This window comes from Streptomyces sp. CAU 1734, assembly GCF_039888735.1.
Taxonomy (GTDB): domain Bacteria; phylum Actinomycetota; class Actinomycetes; order Streptomycetales; family Streptomycetaceae; genus Streptomyces.
The window spans coordinates 255,027-273,952 of the sequence record NZ_JBDQQP010000012.1 but is presented as its reverse complement, the minus strand read 5'-3'; the positions used below and the strand labels follow the sequence as shown (position 1 = coordinate 273,952).

Annotated in this window: 16 protein-coding genes and 1 pseudogene; 11 read left to right on the top strand and 6 right to left on the bottom strand. The window is 68.8% G+C overall.

What is annotated here, in order from left to right:
- Positions 1-61: 61 nt before the first annotated feature.
- The 3 genes from AAFN69_RS24150 to AAFN69_RS24140 all read right to left on the bottom strand — a co-directional run bounded on the left by AAFN69_RS24150 (position 62) and on the right by AAFN69_RS24140 (position 2,672).
- The gene (locus AAFN69_RS24150; RefSeq protein WP_347730803.1) at positions 62-229 is read right to left on the bottom strand and encodes a hypothetical protein; all 168 of its coding nucleotides are present in this window, start codon (positions 227-229) and stop codon (positions 62-64) included.
- Positions 230-237: 8 nt separating this feature from the next.
- Positions 238-1,338 (bottom strand): aminotransferase class I/II-fold pyridoxal phosphate-dependent enzyme, encoded by a 1,101-nt coding sequence (locus tag AAFN69_RS24145; RefSeq protein ID WP_347730802.1) that lies wholly within the window; start codon positions 1,336-1,338, stop codon positions 238-240.
- 824 nt (positions 1,339-2,162) lie between these two features.
- Positions 2,163-2,672 carry a hypothetical protein gene (locus AAFN69_RS24140; protein ID WP_347730801.1) on the bottom strand — a complete coding sequence of 170 codons (510 nt, stop codon included), beginning with the start codon at positions 2,670-2,672 and terminating at the stop codon, positions 2,163-2,165.
- 531 nt (positions 2,673-3,203) lie between these two features.
- On the opposite strand from AAFN69_RS24140, the gene AAFN69_RS24135 reads away from it, so the two are divergent.
- Positions 3,204-3,881 carry a hypothetical protein gene (locus AAFN69_RS24135; protein ID WP_347730800.1) on the top strand — a complete coding sequence of 226 codons (678 nt, stop codon included), beginning with the start codon at positions 3,204-3,206 and terminating at the stop codon, positions 3,879-3,881.
- A gap of 308 nt (positions 3,882-4,189) precedes the next feature.
- Here the strand turns inward: AAFN69_RS24135 and AAFN69_RS24130 are convergent, their stop codons facing one another.
- On the bottom strand, positions 4,190-4,825 hold the full coding sequence (locus AAFN69_RS24130) for a hypothetical protein (protein ID WP_347730799.1): 636 nt from the start codon (positions 4,823-4,825) through the stop codon (positions 4,190-4,192).
- A 757-nt stretch (positions 4,826-5,582) separates the two neighbouring features.
- Between AAFN69_RS24130 and AAFN69_RS24125 the strand changes: the two genes are divergently transcribed.
- From AAFN69_RS24125 to AAFN69_RS24110, 4 genes and pseudogenes are all read left to right on the top strand, one after another.
- Positions 5,583-6,203, top strand: coding sequence for a WhiB family transcriptional regulator (locus AAFN69_RS24125; RefSeq protein WP_347730798.1), 621 nt, complete (start codon positions 5,583-5,585; stop codon positions 6,201-6,203).
- A 392-nt stretch (positions 6,204-6,595) separates the two neighbouring features.
- Positions 6,596-6,850 carry a hypothetical protein gene (locus AAFN69_RS24120; protein ID WP_347730797.1) on the top strand — a complete coding sequence of 85 codons (255 nt, stop codon included), beginning with the start codon at positions 6,596-6,598 and terminating at the stop codon, positions 6,848-6,850.
- Positions 6,851-7,032: 182 nt separating this feature from the next.
- A pseudogene (locus AAFN69_RS24115) lies at positions 7,033-7,617 on the top strand (DNA methylase); the annotation flags it as partial.
- 191 nt (positions 7,618-7,808) lie between these two features.
- Positions 7,809-8,258: a hypothetical protein gene (locus AAFN69_RS24110; protein ID WP_347730796.1), complete on the top strand. Its 450-nt coding sequence runs from the start codon at positions 7,809-7,811 to the stop codon at positions 8,256-8,258.
- 54 nt (positions 8,259-8,312) lie between these two features.
- On the opposite strand, the gene AAFN69_RS24105 is transcribed toward AAFN69_RS24110, so the two are convergent.
- A complete protein-coding gene (locus AAFN69_RS24105) occupies positions 8,313-8,486 on the bottom strand; it encodes a hypothetical protein (protein WP_347730795.1) in 174 nt (57 codons plus the stop codon).
- A 246-nt stretch (positions 8,487-8,732) separates the two neighbouring features.
- On the opposite strand from AAFN69_RS24105, the gene AAFN69_RS24100 reads away from it, so the two are divergent.
- The 5 genes from AAFN69_RS24100 (at position 8,733) to AAFN69_RS24080 (ending at position 14,654) form a co-directional block, all read left to right on the top strand.
- Entirely contained in the window at positions 8,733-9,134 is a 402-nt protein-coding gene (locus tag AAFN69_RS24100; RefSeq protein ID WP_347730794.1) for a WGR domain-containing protein, read from the top strand.
- Positions 9,135-9,178: 44 nt separating this feature from the next.
- The gene (locus AAFN69_RS24095; RefSeq protein WP_347730793.1) at positions 9,179-10,147 is read left to right on the top strand and encodes a MoxR family ATPase; all 969 of its coding nucleotides are present in this window, start codon (positions 9,179-9,181) and stop codon (positions 10,145-10,147) included.
- Entirely contained in the window at positions 10,144-11,940 is a 1,797-nt protein-coding gene (locus tag AAFN69_RS24090) for a VWA domain-containing protein (protein WP_347730792.1), read from the top strand. The genes AAFN69_RS24095 and AAFN69_RS24090 overlap by 4 nt, the downstream gene beginning before the upstream one ends.
- A gap of 108 nt (positions 11,941-12,048) precedes the next feature.
- Positions 12,049-12,678: a hypothetical protein gene (locus tag AAFN69_RS24085; RefSeq protein ID WP_347730791.1), complete on the top strand. Its 630-nt coding sequence runs from the start codon at positions 12,049-12,051 to the stop codon at positions 12,676-12,678.
- Between the two features lie 167 nt (positions 12,679-12,845).
- The gene (locus tag AAFN69_RS24080) at positions 12,846-14,654 is read left to right on the top strand and encodes an RNB domain-containing ribonuclease (protein ID WP_347730790.1); all 1,809 of its coding nucleotides are present in this window, start codon (positions 12,846-12,848) and stop codon (positions 14,652-14,654) included.
- Positions 14,655-14,837: 183 nt separating this feature from the next.
- Here the strand turns inward: AAFN69_RS24080 and AAFN69_RS24075 are convergent, their stop codons facing one another.
- Entirely contained in the window at positions 14,838-17,450 is a 2,613-nt protein-coding gene (locus tag AAFN69_RS24075) for an MXAN_6230/SCO0854 family RING domain-containing protein (RefSeq protein WP_347730789.1), read from the bottom strand.
- Between the two features lie 719 nt (positions 17,451-18,169).
- Between AAFN69_RS24075 and AAFN69_RS24070 the strand changes: the two genes are divergently transcribed.
- Complete coding sequence (locus AAFN69_RS24070; RefSeq protein ID WP_347730788.1) at positions 18,170-18,490, top strand: hypothetical protein; 321 nt, start codon at positions 18,170-18,172, stop codon at positions 18,488-18,490.
- The last annotated feature ends 436 nt before the right edge of the window (positions 18,491-18,926 follow it).

Sequence of the window (18,926 nt, the reverse complement as noted above, 5' to 3'; positions counted from 1 at the left end):
CCGGCCGTCGAACGACGGCTGCCCCGGCCGGGAGGACACGGCCCCTCAAGAGGCGTGCGCCTCAGGGCGCAGTTGACGGCAACTCCTTGTCGAGGTCCTGCAGCACGGACTTTCCCGGGTAGGGGGATGTCCTCGTCGGCCCACGCGCGGCCCTGTGCGCGCAGGGGATGTCGTAGGCAGCGTGCAGCGCGTGGAGGGCCGCTTCGTAGGTATCGGTCGTGGTGTCCACGGTGAGAATCAACGGTGCTCCGGTAGGTCTCTCAGGGCTCGGTCGAGCAGGTCGAAATCCATCTCGGTGACCGGTGTCATCAGTCGGATGCCTGAAGCGCGACCGCGGATACGTCCGTCGAAGGCCCGCACGGCGATACCGTGCTTCTCCAGGTGGCGGACCGTGGGCTCCGGATCGGTGAGATGGATGAAGCGGTAGTGGATGTCAGCCGCAACAACGGAGTCGAAGCGCGAGACGAGCAGCTCCTCCAGGCGACGTGCGAATCCGCGCACATACGGGAGTGTCGTCCCGCTCCAGCCTGTATCGCTCAGTGCAGCCGTGGTCACTACGGCGTCGAGGAGCGACAGCGGCCATGTGGGCAAGTGCTCGGCGACGGTCTGCCGCAGCGGGAGGTTGTGCGTCCAGAGCACACCGGCTCGCGTCCCCGTGAGGCCGAACGTCTTTCCGCTCGACTGCAGGACGAGGACGTTGTCAAGGTCGGCTCCGACCAGGCTCACGCCTCGGGGGCCAAGGTGAACGTACTCCTCGTCGACGATCAGCGTGCTCTGAGGATGGGCACGGCACACCTCCAGTAGTTCCTGCCGCGAGTGGTGAATGCCAAGGGGGTTGTTCGGGTTGGAGAGGAGAACGTAGCGATGGTTCGCCATCGCGTGTTCGACCCTGCGCAGGCGGGCTGCCGCCGTGTCATGGGCCGCGTCTGCCGGTCCGTAGTGCGTCGCGTAGGCGAATCGGTTGAGCGTCTCGGTGTACTCCGGCGGCACCAGTGCGACGTCCCGTCCGGCCAGGACTCGTGAAAGCACGACCAGAAACTCGGTGACGCCCCGACCGCACAGCAAGTCAGGCTCCTGGGCTCCGACGTAGGCCGCGTATGCCTGGATGTACTGCTGTCCCGCCTCGTAAGGCGGCGGAACCAGTTCCCTCGGCCGTCTCGTCGCGAACTCCCGGAGTGCCGCGACAGCGCTCGGCGGGGGGCCCATGGTGTTGGAACAGATGCTCAAGTCGAGTCGTACTGCTCCCTCTGCATAGGACCGCAGGTCCCCTCCCTGCCGGTCTTCTCGTGCAGCGAAGTCCAATGGCGATGTCACATTGCTCCTCTCGATAGCGTCCACACGCGTCTGCTCAAGACGCGCTGCCACCCTGCTCGCTTCGGCCTGTGGACAGAGATCGGCGACCGGACGTGCCGAGTGTCGGGCCTGTATGCCCTGCCGCAGAACGGAGTAATGGGATGGAGTCGGCATACGGGCCCACGCCGGGGCGGCTGAGGGTGGCAGGTCGGGTGCGCTGCCGAGGTGGTGGGGAACCGGATGGGTCGAGGCTGTCCTGGGACGGCGATCGGCGTCAGGCGCCGGATGCGCAGGAGCTCGTTGCTCAACGCAGGACACCGGACGGTGCCGAGCAGACCTGTGGTGTCGATCTGGCCTGGCCTGTCGGCGTACGGGCTTATCCGGCCGGCTCGGTACGGGCGAACGTCCTCGGCTGCTTGGCCGCCGCACGGCCGGGACCGGCCGATAGCCAGCCGGCCTCGGGACAGGGCGGTCGGTCGGTCCAGGGTGAGGCGTAGCCCCATCGCGCAGCGACGCCCGTAGGGCGCCCTTGACGGACCGTCGTGTCCCGCACCCTGTGAAGTCGGGTGGCCACGGCTTCACTACCTGCGCACGACCACCTTCCGGGTGGGGACGTATCGCTGTACCTCACTGGCCACGTAAGTGTGTACGCCGACATGGCCGCGGAGGACGACTCCGCTGGCGCAGCGCCAGCCGATCAGGTCATGCCCCGCGATACCACCAGTCGGCTCCGGCTGTGCAGCAACATCGGGCTTGTCCCCCCTGGACTGCGACTCGCTGACGCACTTCCGATCGGCCGGGCCTCGGCCTCGCTCCGCGGGGACGCTCTTCCGGGAACATCAGGCTCGGCCGTGATGCGCGGGCAGCTGCTAGCGCTTCGAGATGATGACGACATCGGCGTGTCCCACGCCGTGGTGCGTGGCGATCGCCTTCTGCAGGTCAGCGTCGGCTCCGACTTCGAACAGCCCTTCCCGGATCTGGCCTCCGAGCAGAGGGATCATGTAGGTGACGGGTTCGCCGAGCGGCTCGGATCCGAAGATGCCTTCGACCGTGAGGTACATGAAGGCTGCAGGCTGCGGCTGCAACTGTGCGCCGTTGGCGGTCCAGAACTGCTCTGCGGTGGAGCCTTCCGGCAGAACGCTGAGTCCGTCGCCCGGTGAGAACGAGCGCAGGTGCAGCCGGTAGTAGTCGGCGGCGATGGCGCGGTCACCGCGAGCCAGAAGCTCGAACGGGGCGTTGAACATCTTCACGGCCCGCCAGAGTTCGGTTTCCGGATCCCCTGGCGGGGCCTGGTAGGAGAACACCCGCAGCATCGGGTGGTGGCGCACGTAGCCGTTGTAGTGGTCGCGGTGGACGTTGTGCCAAATCGTGATGCGCACGAGGTGCTCCTTAGGTGAGAGGGGCGGCGGGCGCGGGCGGTCACCAGGGGGTTGCCGCACTCGCGCATCCGTCTCCTGGTTGGCGAAGTGGTCGGGCTTCGGTGGCAGCGTGGGCCAGACACGTCGCCACTCATGTATGCAACGGAGAAGGGAGGTCCTGGTCCAGCCGGTCGCGGGGCGCTGATCTCCTCGGCGGCGTTCGTGATGCTCACTGCGACGCCGTTCTCGGTGACGATGTCGAGGTGGCCGCCGTCGGCCGGCGCCAGACACACAGGAGCGCCATTCCGCTGGCGGCGCAGGCCGATGGGTAGGTCCCTGGCGGTTCGTCGGTGTGGAACTGGTGGAGGGCCGGGGCGAGCAACACCCTATCTCTAATGTACTCCATGAGTCAACTTTGATGCACCGATTGGGTGCGCGCGGCCGGGCAAGAGTGGCAAGCTCGCGCAACTCTTAGCCCTTAAAAGCCCAACGTCAAGTGATTCATGGCGATATGTCCACTAAATTGCGGTGGACCGTCACGAAGGGAATCCCATGGCTCAACGAACCGAGTACGACGAGCGGCAGGCCGCAAAGCGCCTGTACGTCCCCGTGGCCTCTTTCCGGTGGGCGCGGCACACCAAGCTCATCCCTGCCCCTGACGCCTCCGGTCAACGCTGGTCACGGACCGCAGTGGAGGCGATGAACGCGAAGGCGATCCGCGCGTCTCTACCGGCGCCGATCTCCGGCGCCGCCGCGGCGGACCGGATCGCCGAAGCCCTGGGGACTCCGCATTCACGGGGCGACAGACGAGTGGTCTCTTCCTTCGTGATCCGCAGGCTCATCGACTTGAAGCTTCTCACCGAGCTCAGCGCCAACCCCGACGGGTCTCTGGTCAATCCGGACCAGGTGGACGCCGTCTGCGCCCGCGGGGACCTGGCGGAGCTGGTGGAGAACAACCAGCCGCTCGGTCCCGAGCAGGCGGCTCAGCGGCTGTCCGTGCGGCGCGCCGACTTCGATCACATGGTGCGTCTGGGTGGATCCGGCCGTCCGACACGGTCGAGGTCAGGTTCGGCACGTCCCGGGGCCGGGGCCGTTGATGTCGCCCTGTACCGCGCTGGTGACATCGACGCCCTGCCGGCCGGTCACCCCGAGGTGGACTGGGGGAGCCTTCGGGCCGTCGGCAAGGGGCAGCGCTCGCCGCTCGCCCTGCTTTCTGCGGTTACGGCATGACCGCGACGCCCCGGCCCCGGCAATCGGAAGGCCAGCCGGTCCATATGTAGAAGCATTGAGGCGTTGCCATGGCCTGGGCCGGAGGGATGCTGGCTTCTTCCTCCTCCGGCCCGGTTGCGAGAACGTGCCCGAAGGAGGCCACCACGCCCTCAATGCCCCCGATCCCGCGCAGGCTCGGGCAGCTCAGCCGCGGCGCAATGGATCCAGCGAGGGCGCCGGAGTCCGGTGGACTCTTCCGCTCAGCAACTCGCCGTCGTCCGGTCGGCGAGTTGCTGAGGTCCTCCGAAACCGATCGGCCCCGGGGCTCACTACTCGTCGGCCTGATCCGCAGCGGTGGCCGTGGCCCGTTCGCCCTCCTGAACCTGCTGGAGCCGTTTGAGTGCGGCGGCCAGGACATCCTCGGCACCTGTGGTTTCGCCGCCGGTTCCGTCGACCTTCACCCGGATGTTGACCTTGCCCGAGCGGCTCAGCGCATGGATCATGTCGTCGCTCACGCCGGGATTGACGACCAGCACGGACTCCTCGCCCACCCCCTTACCGAGCGCCTTCTCCTTGTCCGGCTCCTTACCCTTCCACGCCTCGTAGGCGGCTCGGGCATTCTCGGCCGTGTCATACAAGCAGATGCCGATATCCATCATGTTGTCGGTGGAGCCGCCCTGGTTGAACCAGGCCGAGCCGCCTCGCACCCACCCTTCGGGAGCGCCAGCGGAGTCAGATGATGTGCAGTAGGTGCCGTCCTTGGTGACACGCTTGCCTTTGTATGGTTCCCACCCGGTGAGGACTTCGCCCTCACCGGGAAGCGCCTGCGCGATCTCGCTTTGACCAAGCTGCTTGGTGATGGGGCGGTCGACGATATCCGCGTCCTTCCCCGAGCTGTCCGACGAGCACGCCGCGAGGGCGGCGACGCTCAGGATGGCGACGAGGGGTGCTGCTTTCCGTGACATGGACACAGCCTAATTCCACGGTGAACTGTGCGGGTCTTCTATCACTTGGGCAGCCGTGATGGGCATCACCTCCGGCAGCCCGCGCCAATCAGGAGTGTTCAGGCTCGACCTGTCTCCGTCCTCGTTGCGGCTGACGGTGATGGCTGTGGCGAGGTCTCCGGTGCCGGTCGACGCCGGAGCGCCTGCTAGACCATGATCGCCGGAACTCCACAAGTCTCAGCGCCCGGACTTGTCCACAGGCGCTTGGCTCGATCATCAAGCGGCTGAAAGTCGTGTCTCGATGTCCAAGTCGGGCTGTTCGGACTCGGGCCCAGATCATCGGAGGGTGAATCGCCGTGAAGGCACAGCTCGTTCACCGACGCGCATCCTGCCGTGGGCGGCTTGAGTATCGACAGCATCGCCGCGTGCCACCGCGGCCGCGATCGGCGGGAGCTGATGGGCATCGACATTCTGCTGACCCGCTGACGAACGGTTGGACTTCACGCCCTGATAGCGCGCTCTCGCGGGGAACCGACGTGACGCAGATCCCGCTTTCGGCCCGCGAGGGCGCTCCTTTCGGCCGGCCGGGCGAAAGGCCTCACTGCGAGCTGGTCGGTTCGGGTTCACCGACTCACCGTGCAAGTGCCTCGAAGCGGTGCGGAGTGAGTCCGGCTTCGAGGGGTTCACGTGGTGGACCAGCGAGTCGCCCATTCCCACGCGACAGCAGGAGTTGACCTCGGTTGGCCCCTGACAGCGCCCGCCACGGGGGGCGACCTGAATGACCTCCCCCCACTGGGAACAGCGGGGTGATTGCCGCGCCGTCGAACCCGACCTCTTCTTTCCGGAAGGTCCGCTCAGTAACGAACTCATCTCCCAGATGGAGCTCGCACGCTCGATATGCGCCTCCTGCCCGGTACGACAGCAGTGCCTTGATGCCGAGCTGCTGGCCGAGCAAGGAATGAGCGCCGAAGATCGCTCGGGAATTCGCGGTGGCCTAGACGGGCGGGAACGGTACGCGCTCTCCCGTGGGAGTCGGCCGCCGAAGCGGCCGCAGCCGATCCCGGATGACGGTCGGGAGCACGGGATCCGGCGCACCTACCGGAAGGGGTGCCGGTGCTTCGCATGCACAGCCGCGGAGACGAGCAAGAGCGCGGCCCCTCAGGGGCCGCCGGCCCGCGAACGTTCCGTCGAGCTCCTCTCGGCGCAGTACAGCAGGGTGAACAGCGGCGCGAGGCCCACCGCAGCGCACATTCGACCCGGCGCCGCCGTGATGGCGAAACCGGGCTGCGGGACGCGCAGTGGGTATCGGTGGCACGTCGGCCGCGCCGAGGTTCCGTGTGGTGCCTGCGTAGAGGCGGACATGGCCGTGGCCTGGTTCCTTCGTACGGGAATGGGCTGACCGGGACTCTCTGGCCGACGTCAGCCTCAGCGGATCGCCAGTCCGGCACGACGTTCACGGGAAGGCCCCGGCCGCCGCAGTCCGCGTGATCGCCCCGGAGACATTCACCCTCGCCTTCCAGGCAGCCGGCACCCGCCTGCCCTGCCGCTCCGCTCCGAGGGCTCGGTGTGTCCGTTCACCAAGCCTCACACTAAGCCTTCTCACTTGATGAATAACGCCTTCTGGAGTATTTTAGCGATAGCTGGATACTCCGGGGGCGCTGCCTGCACCGGCCGGTGCAGGATGTGGGCCGACCCCGTGCTGCGCACCCCACGGACTCCGCCGAATCGGCTGGGTTCCCTGATGTCAAGCATGGGCGGACCCCTCCGTGCGCCTCGTCCCGCCCTGTCCCCGTGCTCAAGGAGGGCACTCTGAGCAGCAGTTCGAAGTTGAAGGTGATCATCCATGCCGTTCATGACGCCGACGTGCCCGCGGTGCTGGCCGCCGTCCATGTCCGCGAGGTGACGGCCGACTACAGCCTCGGCCTCGCGCCGGTCAGTCTGAGTTCCGGCTACGTCCACAGCTCTTCGGAACTGGCAGCCGGGGCCGCCTGCGGTGCCCCGTCGTTCCTGATCCGGCGCCTTCCGGGCGCCTCGGCGACCAGGTGACCGGTCCGCTTGCCGTGCTGGACTCCCCTCCCACTCGGTGGGGGCCCGGACAGATGGATCTGCCGTGCTGTGTCACAAGCGCGTGCCGGTCCCGGCGGCGCGGCCGACTTCCCAGGCGCCCCTCCTTTCCTGGTCGGAGGCCGCGTGTGCTGGACCTGTTCTGCTGCGCCGGCGGTGCTGGAATGGGCTATTTTCAGGCCGGTTTCGACGTCGTGGGTATCGACATCCGCCCGCGGCCGAACTATCCCTTCGAGTTCCACCAAGCCGATGCGTTGGCGTTCGCGCACGCCCATGTGCAGGAGTTCGACCTCGTCCATGCGTCACCCCCTTGCCAGCACTCGTGCACCCTGACCAAGGGCACGAACAAGGGCCGCGAGTACATCGACCTGATCCCGGCCACTCGTGACCTGTTCGCCTGGTATGGCGTTCCGTCCGTCGTCGAGAACGTCCAAGGCTCCCAGCTGAGACGGGACCTGGTCCTGTGCGGCGAGATGTTCGGGCTCGGAGTTCTGCGGCACCGGTACTTCGAGATCGACTACTGGCCCGCCAACCAGCGCCCGCACCAGCCCCATCGCGGATACGTGCGAGGAATGCGGCACGGCGTCTGGCGCGACGGGCCATACATCGCGGCGTACGGCAAGGGTGGTGGGAAGGGCAGCGTCCGCGAGATGCAGCAGGCCATGGGCATTCACTGGACCGACATCCACGAGGAGCTCACCGAGGCAATTCCGCCTGCCTACACCGAGTACATCGGCAACGAGTTCATGACCACAGGCGAATCGGGCGCCGTCGCGCGCGGTATCCGGGACACGACGCCCGTCCCGGAGATCATGCGCCCCTACCTCAAGCTCAACGCCAACGGCCGGCTCGTCACGACCTCCGCCGACTCATGGCCCTCCGTTCCCCCGACGGGCCACCTGGCTCCCCCTTTCCGCGTTCGCCCGACGAAGGAGGCACAATGACGGCCCAGCATGTCAAGGAAGACATCCCGGCCCGGTATCTGGGCGTGCCCGTCCCTGACGAGATCAGGGTCCAGTGGCACAGCTGGGACGCCGCAGCATGGCGTCGCAGTCGCCACCTGGACACCAACACCCTGTTCCCGCCCGATCAGCGGTACACGGTCCGCCCACCTGTCGAGATGTGCCCGCGTCACCGGCGAGCGTGGCTGGACTACCGGAACATGAACTTCGACCCGTTCACGGGGAACCGTTGGCCTGGCCATCCCGGCTCACCTTTCATTCCCGTCGGCCGGAACATGGCCAGGGTCTCCGAGGAACGCCGGTGCGAGTGGGACGAGAAGGCTTCCTCGCAGATGCGCCTGATCGAGCGGATCTGCCTGTCGAGCCGATCACCGCAATGCGATCACCCGGGCCGGGCGAGGCGGACCGTCGACGGCACGTCAGCATGACGCCGCCCGTTGGCGGCCGGGGGATCACCCCGGACGCCGTGTTCGCGCTTCCAGTCAGTTCGCCGAGGTGGGGATCAGGCTGAAGTCAAGGGCCGGCTCGGCCTCGCGGCGCGCCAGCTCGGCTGTGCGGCGCACCTCGGCAAGGACGTCGCCGCGCTCCTCGACGAGGCTGGTGTAGATCGGAACGTCGACGGCGTCCGCCTCAGTAGCGGACTGTGCGGTGTTCACTGTGGCGGTCTCCCCCGTGCTTGGAAGCAGGAACCGAGTGTAGGACTCGGCGTGCATGGCCGTGTTCCTGCCGCAGTGGAGATGGTAGGGAAATCGAGCAACCCGCCACCGGCTTCAACTTGCCTTAGACCCGCACTATGAGTACAATAGAGGTTATTGGAATGCTCCAGCCCACACTGCGGCTGGAGCTCCAGAACCCCGCACTCTGAACCCGCGAAGACTTTTCCCATGTGGAGGGTGCACCAGTTGACTTCCAGTGACGACGTTCTCGGCTTCGGCTGGGAACTCCATTACGAGGACGGCAACAGCAACAAGTTCTATCGCCTCATCGTCGTCGCCGACGGGGAGAGTTCGATCGCGCTCGGCCTCCACGGCGCCCGCGGCGGCACCGGCCAGATCGGACTGCGGAAGGACGGCATCACCGCCGTAGCGGCCCTGGCCGAGGTGGTGAAGCGGACCCGTGAAAAGGAGAAGAAGGGCTACGAGCCGAGCAGGGAGTTCACCACCTTCCTCCTCCCCGCTTCGATCGCCCGCACCAGGGACGGCGGCAAGGACGCCCACGAGATTGCGCGTCACTTCGGCAGGTCCGCCCGCCAGAAGGGCAGTGACCTCCCCAACGCCTCCGTCATCCCCGGCTCTGATTTCTAGCAGCACGCCACTCCGGCCCATCACCCTCCGACCCCAGGAGTCCCTTGTCCACGTTCACGAACCGGATGAAGCAGAGTGGCCTGACCGCGCTGAAGGAGGATGAGCGTCGGCGCACCCAGCAGCGGCCTCCCGCTTCACCTCCCCCGACGCTCTCCACGGCGCTCCCGCCCATCGGGCCACAGATCCGCCCGAACGGGCAGCTCTATCACCCCAGGATGCTCGGCAACCTGGAAGACCTCGCGTTCCTTCGCGACGCCCGCAGCCACCGCGAGCACGTCCTGCTCGTCGGGCCGCCTGGCACGGGCAAGACCGCCCTGAGCGAGGCCGCGTTCGTCCGGGACACCGTCCCCGGTCTCCACACCGGTCTGGAGACGATCGTCGGCACCGCGGACACCGATCCAGCGGACTTCCTCGGCACCTTCGTCCAGGACCCGGCGACGGGCGTCTTCGAGTGGGTCTCCGGCCCGCTGATCCGCAGCATCGAGAACGACATCCCTCTCCTGGTCGACGAGATCGCCCTGATCGACCCCCGGGCGCTGACCGTGCTGTACGGACTCATGGACGGCCGCAGTGAGCTGCGCGTCCCCATGAACCCGAAGCTCCCCCCGCTCAAGCTCGGTCCCAACTGGTTCGTCATCGGTGCCTGCAACCCGGACCTTCCCGGTGCGCACCTCAGTGACGCCCTGCTGAGCCGGTTCCACCACCATGCCGAAGTGACCACCGACTGGGACCTGGCCGCCGACCTCGGGGTGCCGGCGGACCTGATCACCGTAGCCAAGAACTTGGAAAGCCGCAGGCTCAACGAAACGTACGAAGGCTGGACCCCACAGCTGCGCGACGCGCTGGCATTCAGCGAGACCACTCGACGCTTCGGACTGGAACTCGCCGTGGCCAGTCTGCTGCGCAAGTGCCCCGCCCAGGACCGCAGCGAGTTCGCCGAGGCCATGAAGGATCGGTTCGGCCAGATCCCTCCTCTGTCACTGGGCTCCAGGATTCCTGCGGGTCGCCGGTGACGAGCACCCCGGTGACCGCACCGCCCAGCCAGCAGGAAGACGCTGAAACGGATCTCGCAGAGGCCCGCAGCGCGCTCGCCCGGCGGCTCGGCTCCATCATCAACACCCTCGCCGGCCGTGACGACGTGCTGCTCACCATGGTGTGGGACGGCGCGCCGACGGCCGAAGCCGCATGGTTCGACCCGCGGCTGATCAAGGTCACCGTCAACGGGGCGGTTGCCCTCAAGGAAGGCACCCACCCGGATCACGTCGACCCGCTCAGCATCTCGGGTCAGCTGCGGCACCCGGTGATCATGGGCATGTCCGCCCACGAGGCGGGCCACGCGCGCAGCACCCGCTGGGGTGAAGCGGACGCGGGCCGTGCGGTGATCCGCGCTGCCGTCCTGCTCGAAGAGCCCCGGATCGAGGCCCGCCATCTCCAGGAACGCCCGGGTGACCGTGTCTTCCTGCGCGCGTGCGCGAGCACCATCGTGCTGCCCGCCCAGCGCACCGCCGGCCCGCTGCACGACCGGTGGCGCGCTGCGGCTGGCGCGGCTCTCATCCTGGGCCGGGTCGATGCCGGTGTTCTCGCCGAGGCTGAGGCCCAGCCGGTGCGTGAGGCCGCCGAGTCTGCTCTCGGCACCGGCGATCTCGCCCGCCTCCGTGCCCTGTGGCTGGAGGTCCTGACGCTCGCCGACGGCGACCAGGACGGCCTGCTGGAAGTCGCGCGCCGGTGGGTCGAGGTTGTCGGAGCGGATGAGGAGGAGGATCTGCCCGGCGTCGGCTGCGCGGCGGGCGAGCCGCGTACACAGGACCCCGCCACGGCCCTGGCGGACGATGACGCGCTCGGATCTGCGGTGGCCGCCGTCGGTACCGCGGCCTCCGTCCAGGCCCAGATCGCCACGGGGGCACTGCCTGATCCTGAGCAGGAGCGCCGTGCAGCGCAGGAGGCTGCCCGGCGCCAGCGGGCCCGTCGGGCCGAGACCGCCGCTGTCCGGGCCGCGCAGATGGCGGCCCGCAGGGTGTTCGCACCCGCGCCCGCACCGTCCTCGGTCCGGATGTCGCCGCAGAATCCGATCAGCGGACGTCGCGCGCCCACCCCTCTGGAGCGTGCAGCCGCCCGGCGGCTGGGGGCCGCGCTCGCCAAGGCCAGGTTCCGCGAGCCCGCCCGGGTCCGTGTCGCCTCCGCCTTCCCGCCGGGACGCCTGTCCGGCCGGGACGCCATGCTCGGTGCGGCGCAGCGCGCCATGGGGATGCCGGTGACCGCACGTCCTTTCCGCTCGGTCAGGCGTGTGCACTCGGACGAGCCGCCGGTCGCCGTCGGCGTGGCCGTCGATGTGTCGGGCTCGATGCGCCACTACACCCCGGTCATTGCCTCGGCGGCATGGAGCTTCGCGCACGCCACCCGTGAGGTCGCAGGGAGGGCGGCGACGGTGGCCTTCGGTACGGCCGTCACCTCGATCGCCTCCCCGGGGCAGCCTCCGTCCCGGGTCACCGAGTTCCTCGCGAACGACGGCAACCACCGCTTCACCGAAGCCGCCAACGCGCTGGACGGCGTTCTGGGTCTCTCCCGCAGCGAGGGCGCTCGGGTCCTTGTCATCGTGTCCGACGGTCACTGGGAGCCCGAGGAGCGGGCCGGTGGCGAACGGATTGTTCGGCGGTTGATCCGGGCGGGAGTCCTGGTGCTCTGGGTCTGCCTCGATCCCCGGTCCAGCGTGCTGCCCGGTGGTGTTCACCGGATGGACATCAGCGAGGTCGGCGAGATCCCCGCCGCTCTGAGTACCGCGCTCGTCGGCGCCCTGCGCCGGGCCTGACGCCCGCCGGGGGCTTGCTCTGGACTCAAGCCCCCGGCGGGCAACACCCCTCACCCCGTTCATCGCACAAGGCGTCGCCGGGCGGTGCCCGCACGTCAAGGAGGCTCCGTGATTTTCACGTCTTACGAGCAGGCCCAGGACGCCGCGCGGATTCTGTGCACGTCCGGTCCGATCGGCGAGCTCGGCGCCGGCCCGCCTCTCGGCTGCTTCGCACCGCTGCGTCTGGCTCTCGGCGCGATACGGCAGGAGAGTCTGGCGACCGAAGCGATTCTGCACATGCCCGACGGACCCGATGACCCCTTCATGGAGACCGGGAAGCGGGAGGTCGCCGAGATCACCTCCGCCATCGGCTCTCTGCTCAACTGGGCCGACATCCAGCTCTGCCGGGTTGAGGTCTGCGAGTGCCGCGCGGACCGCCTGCTCCGCCGGCTCCTGGAGGAGTCGATGGTCCCGTCGCAGACCGGCTTCTCCAGGACGCTGGGGCGCAACAACTGCCTGATCGCGGGGCGCTTCGATGCCCGGTCGGCCGAACGCAGCGCGTATGTCCTGATCGAACACCGCAATCAGATCGAGCACGCGGTCCGCGGGCACCGGGGCTGGAGGGCCCGGGGCGTCACCGGCGGGGTCTCCACCACGGTGTACGAGTCCCCGGCGTATCCGCACACACCGGTGTCCGTGTACCGCGAGGACACCCTCGCCTGCGTCGGGGCGGTCGCCGGTGCTCTCCGTTCAGCCTGAGGGGAGCCCGGTCCCAGAACTCTGTTCCCTGGCGCCCATTCCGGTCGGACATGATGAGACCATCCCGGCGCCCCCTGCTCCACACCGCAACCAGGAAGGAAGTCGACTTGCCCGCCCATGCATCACCCACGTCTTCGTCGTCCGCGCTCACCGCTCCCGTCCCTCTCATGATCGACCACGTGGGGACCCGCGACCGGGACGACGCCATCACCGTCCGCGGCCTTGGCAGTGGCTGGGAACTCATCGTGGACATCGCGGATGTCGCCGCCGGCGTCGCTCCCGGAAGCGACGCGGACCGGGAGGCCCTGCGGCGCCGGGAATCGGCGTACGGAGGGATTCGCGGCAGGGCCAAGATGCTGCCGCATCCGGTCGAGGAGCGGCTCACGCTCGCAGAGGACCGGCCGTGCCCGGTTTTGCGGGTACGGCTCACCATCGACCGCGCCGGCGACGTGGTGGGCGTGGACATCGCGCGTGCCGAGGTCAGCGGAGCCGTCGCCCTGGACCACAGCGAGGTGGCGACGGCGGTCGCGGACCCGGGCCACCGGCAGCACCACCAGCTGCGCGAGGCTGCCGAGTTGAGTGAGGCTCTGCTCCTGCGGAGGCGGAGCCGGGGCGCCCTGGCCCTGTACGATATCCTGAAGGGATGGGCCACCGACGAGGACGGCCGTCTGGTCCGGCTGGCGGCTGGGGAACGGACCGTTGGGTACAAGATCGTGCAGGAGTGCATGATCGCCGCGAACACCGCGGTGGCGGGCTGGGCCGCAGAGCGTGATCTGCCGGTCCTGTTCCGGAACCACTCCGCTGCCCGGGTCGCCCCTCCGCGTGAGGTCCTCCTCGACGACCTCGGTCTCGCTCTGTCCGAGGGCTCTGACGCTCATCTGGAGGCTCTGCGGGAGCGGACTCTCCTTGTCCTGCGGGCTGCTGAGTACGCGCCTCATATGCGCGGCCACTGGGGGCTGAACCTGCCTGGCTACGTTCACGCCACCTCACCTCTGCGCCGGTACGCCGACCTGGTCGTGCAGCGTGTGATCTTCAGCCATCTCGACGGGGTCCCCGGTCCGTACGCGGACGCCGGACTCCGGGCTGTGGCCGAGTCCCTGAACGAGGGCGCTCGTGCGGACCGTGAGGCCGAGCAGACCTCTCGCAAGGCATGGGCGCACTCCCGGGCCCGCGCGGCGGCTTCGGCCGAGGCTGATCACTCCCACCTGAGCGCTCGCGACTTTCATGCCATTCTCAAGCGCGGATGCAAGGAGGGCATCGGCAGCGCCTCCCTGGCCGGGGAGACGGTCCGCCGTGCCGAGTTGCGGCAGCTGACGTCCCTGGAGCTCCAGATGGTGCTGCTGGTTGCCAGCGGCGACATCTGGGAGCCGGCCCGTCTCGGGTGTCTGCGCACTGTCGCGGAAGCACCCGAGACCGCGGTGAGCGTCTTGTCCGTGCATGCTCAGGTCAACGGACTCCCGCTACCGGTGTTCACCGATCGCAGCAGCGGCCAGTCCCACAACTCGGTGTTCCGCTCGCGTGCTGAACTCGCGTTCGGCGAGGAGCCGGTGATCGGCGAGGAGCGCTCCGCGCCGGCGAAGAAGGCGGCACGGCATCAGGCCGCACTCAGCCTCCTCGCCCGTCTCGCCGGGCTGCCGGACCCGTCCCAGGAGCAGGTGCGCACGGGTGCCGGTTCGGTGACCTCGGTCAAGAAGGCGGTTCAGCCCGCTGCTGCAGAAGGGCGCCAGCCCGTCGCGGTGCTCAACGAGTACACGCAGGGCCTGGTCATCAGCGATCTGCGGTTCGGCTTCCAGAACTCCGGCCCCAGCCACCAGCCGACCTTCAGCTGCACCGCGAGCGCCGTGCACGAAGGTGACGCGCTGGCCGGTACGGGCACGGCGTCGGGGAAGACCGCGGCAAAGGCGGCAGCGGCCGGGGACCTTCTCCGGCAGATCCTCATCCGTGTGAGCGCGAGCGAGGGCAGCGGCCGTGGTTGAGTCCTCGGACTCAACCCGCGCCGGCGCCCTGGACATGAGGGTTGCGCCACGGTGTGGTGTTCTCCGGTCCGGTCCCGTGCGCGGGTCCCTGCGCTCTGTGCGGTAACGGCTGAGCCCGCACGCATGCCGACGCCCGTGAGCCGGTCGCACTGGTGCGACCGGCTCACGGGCGTCATGGTTCCGCTACGGGCTGGTGGGCGCGAGCGCGGCAACCAGATCAGAGGCGGTCAGCACCCGCACCCGGCGGGCGTCCAGTCCGGCCGGGTACAGCGCGTACGCCTCCCCGCCATCGGCCAGCGGCAGGTCGCCGTGCACGAGGTAGGCGAGGTGGACGTCGGTGGCACGGAGGTCGAACTGCTCGTCGTGGCGGGGCGTGCCGATGCGCGCGGCGAAGGCCGCGGTGGTCTCGTCGCTGTGGCGGCGGTAGGTGGTGGCGGAGCCGTCGAGATGGCGGACGAGGACCGTGCGGGCGCGGCTTGCCGCCTGCCAGGTGGCCAGTTCGCCCAGGCCGACGCGGGCGCCGGAGGTGAACAGGCCGGTCAGTCCCTCACCGAGGGTGGCGAGGTCGTTCGCGTGCCGGTGGACGGCGTGGTGAGTGCCGGTGACGCCCTTGACGATGTCGAGCCAGCGCATGGTGCGCCCCTTGACGTCGATCAGGAGGGGGATGCTGGAGCGGGCCTGGCCGGTCAGGTCGAAGCGCTGCTCGACCTGGCGCGGGTCGAAGACCGCTCCGGTGTTGCCGGGCTCGTCACGGGTCATGAAGCCGGCGAAGGCGTCGGCGAGGTCGTCGAAGGCGACGTTGTTGTAGGAGAAGACCACGGCGACGAGGTAGCGGACGCCTGCGGCGGCAAGCTTGTCGAGGTCGAGGTCGACGAACTCGCTGGCGCCCTGCGGTGCGGGAGCGCTCTGATGGTCGCCCGAGTGCACGGCCGCCGACCCCTCGTAGCGGAGCCGGGTGTAGTCGCAGGTGCCGACGTGCTGCCAGGTGTCGTTGAACATCGCCGCCGACAGGTCCAGGTCGGTGCGTCCGGAGGTGGAACTCTCCATCCAGTGGAGGAAGAGACGGACCGTGCGCCCGTCGGGGAGGGGCAGTTCGCTGCCGCGGGGCAGGGTGAGCAGGGCCCGTGAAGTGGTCCGCTCGGCGAACGGTGCGATCACGCCGTCCAGTCCCGCGTCGACGACCGCTGTGTCCACCGAGGTGAGCCGTCCCGCGCGGCGCAGGATCTCGCCGGTCAGGATGGTCACAGCGCGGTCGACGACATTGGCCGGGAGCGGCGCGCGCTCGTCCGCGATGATGTGGGCCTTCGCCTTGCCGCCCTTGGGGAAGAAGACCCGCTCGGTGCCCTTCCTGGCCCGGGTGCGGATCTGCCCGAGCGCGGAGAGGATCACGGCCGGGGCAACGTGGGGAACTGCCCGTTCCAGGGCGCCGAGAACGATGTGGGACCGGTCGCTTCCCGTGAGACGCAGCACGTGATCGAGCCGGCGCAGGAACTCGCCGGGGCGCTGCGCCAGCAGGGGCAGCACGCGGTTCACATCGGCCTCGGCGAGGGCCGACTCAACCTGAGTGGACCAGAGGGCGAGGGCGACCTTCGGCCGGTTGGTGTCGGCGACCGGTACGGTCCGGGCCGTGGTGCGCAGCGAGCGGGAGAGGGCGTCATCGGTGAGGGTGGTCTCGCGCACGGCGGCGATGGCGAGTGCCGCGTTCGGGTAGCGGGTGGCGTACTCGAAGGGGTGCAGGCGCTCGGCCAGGCGCTTCCATGCCTGCGTGTGACGGGCCATGTCCTCGGCAACCAGGGCCACGTCGAGGTTGTCGAGGCTCTGGAGCAGTGCGCGGCGCAGCGGGCGCGGGATGGCGGTGAAGCGGGTCGGTGCGGTGAGTCCGGCATCGCCGCCGGAGTGGACCGTTGCCAATCGCAGGACGTCGGTTGCCGTGGTGATGCGGGAGATGACGGCCGGGAGCACGGTCCGGTCGTGACCCGGCTCGTGGAGGAGCCAGGCCATGGCACGGGCCTTGGTCTCGCGGCCGGGAATCGTTTCGGGCAGCCACGACGCATCGGTGCGATCGCCTGCCTCGTCGAGGAGGGTGGCGAGGTCCTCGGTGTCCTGCGGGCTGAGCGCTCCGGTGCGGGACATCAGGCCGGCCAGCTCGGCCGCCGCATCGGCTGTGCGGTCCGTGAGGGTTCCGCCGTGGTTGAGGATGCGCAGCCGGTCGGGGAGTGCGCGCCGTGCACCTGCGGGGGGCCGGTGCCGCTGCGGGCGCAGGAACGGGTCGTCGGTGTTGATGCGGCGCTGGCAGATCGGGCAGGCTGAGAAGTCGGTGCCGTCGAAACAGGCCGTGCAGACCAGGTGCGCGCAGGGGGCCACCGCGTGGACGGTGTCGTTCGCGCCGCACAGGACACACGGCTGCTCGGGGGCCTGGAGGAGAAGGGTCAGCACGCGGTCGACGTAGTAGACGAGGGTGTCGGCGGGGGTGCTGGCCGGGAAGCTGCGGAACAGGGGCGTGTGGTCGCGGTCAGCGCCGAGGGCTGCGTCGATGTCGCCCAGGAGGGCGCGGCCTGTCGTGATGAGGTCCGTGGGGGAGCTGTCGGCGAGGGCCTTCCGCAGTTCGGCGGACAAGAGGAAGCCGCGCTCGACGAGGTCGGCCTCGAGCAGGGTGATTCCCGCGAGGGCTTCGACGGCGGACGTGGGCCCGCCGGGTGTCGTGGTGTGCAGGTAGACGGATCCGCGACGGGCAAGGAGCACTGCGGGCAGTCCGCGGCGGAGTCCAGTGGTGGTGGTGATCGCCGTGGTCGTCATTGTCGTTCCTCCCCTGTCCCCCGTGCCTTCTGCCGGGGTGCTGTGTCCTCGTATGCCGCAGCGGACAGGGGCCGAATCCGTCCCGGAGTGGGAGGAGATGCCCGGGAGCCGCTCGGCGTCGCCCAGTTTCAACCGCAACGTGCCAGCAAGCGCTGTGTGGGCGCTCGATGGTCGCGCTCGGGAAATCGCTGCGGGTGAGGCATCTCGAGTGCGGGGCGGGAAGTGATCGCGCTGAGTCTTTTCCAAAGAGAGAGAAGGAAGCACGTATCGGAGCCGCCCCGCAGTCGGGACCTTACCAACCGCTGGACTCCCGTCGCATGGGCATTTGTTCGTGCACACCTGAGGTACCGAGCCCTGCCCGCGGCCGGAGTTGTGCGGGGGGGCGCCCAGTCCGACACCCCCAACAATCGCAACTGTACTTCAATAGGCGCTGTGCGTCAACTTTAAGTGCGATCGAGCACGTCGACGCACACCCGGGACTCCCTCTCATCTTCTATTCATTGACTTTCACCCCCCTTTTGTAGTACAATAGAGACTCCGTGGGTGCGGAGTGCCCCGGAATGTGATCCCGCCACTGAATGATGCGGGTCCGCCGAGACCCGCACCCTTCGGCCACCTGGGCTGTCGTCCGGCACCTGCAAGTGGCGTACCCCCCAACACCCGCGACCGACGCGCCCGATGGCGCTCTTGCCCTCAGAGGCCGAAAGAACTGGAGCTGCATGTCCGGGACCGATGACCTGATGGACACCGAACGCACGACGGAAGAGCTGGCCGATGCCATGTCCAGCGGCAATGTCATCAAGGTGCTCTTCGGGCACCTGCTCACCTTCGAGGTCTCCCTGAGCGGTGTGGCTGTCTTCGTCCGCCACGAGCTGAGCGAGGAACGGATCACTGACCTGGCAGAAGGTGCCGTCAAGGGAGAGCTGCGGCTCACGATCGCCCCCTCCGCCCACGACCGCACGCAGTTGCTGGTGGACGTCGGCGAGGCTGGCCTGTTGGACAGGGCACTCGCGGCGCGCAAGACCCTGGTCGGCGGCTAGACCCGGCCCCCGCCCGACTGTCAGGCTAGAGCCGCTCCGCCAATCCCACACCTCAGAAGAGGACGTCCTCCTGGCGCACCAGCGGGGCGCTCGCCGGCGGAGACTGCTGGAGTACCGCGACGCCCTCGGGGATGTGCGGGCCCAATGACGGCAGCCCTGGCCTCCACGGGCATCGGTTCGGGGCGTTCGTACTGAACTGGGCTTTCGTGCGGAGCCCTCCGACCCATCAGCCTCCGGCTCAGGAGGAGGCCCCCGCAGGAGCTTGAGGCGAAGTCGGGGCACCACGCGGTTCGCAGGACCATCACGGGTTCCCCGCCGTGTCCGTCACCGCCCTCCCCTCACTCGCTCCGGTCGTGGTGCGGCCCTCCGGCGAGAGCCGTCCCGGAGACGGTCCCGAGACGGCCGGATCGCCGAGGTACCTGATGACCCGGCACCC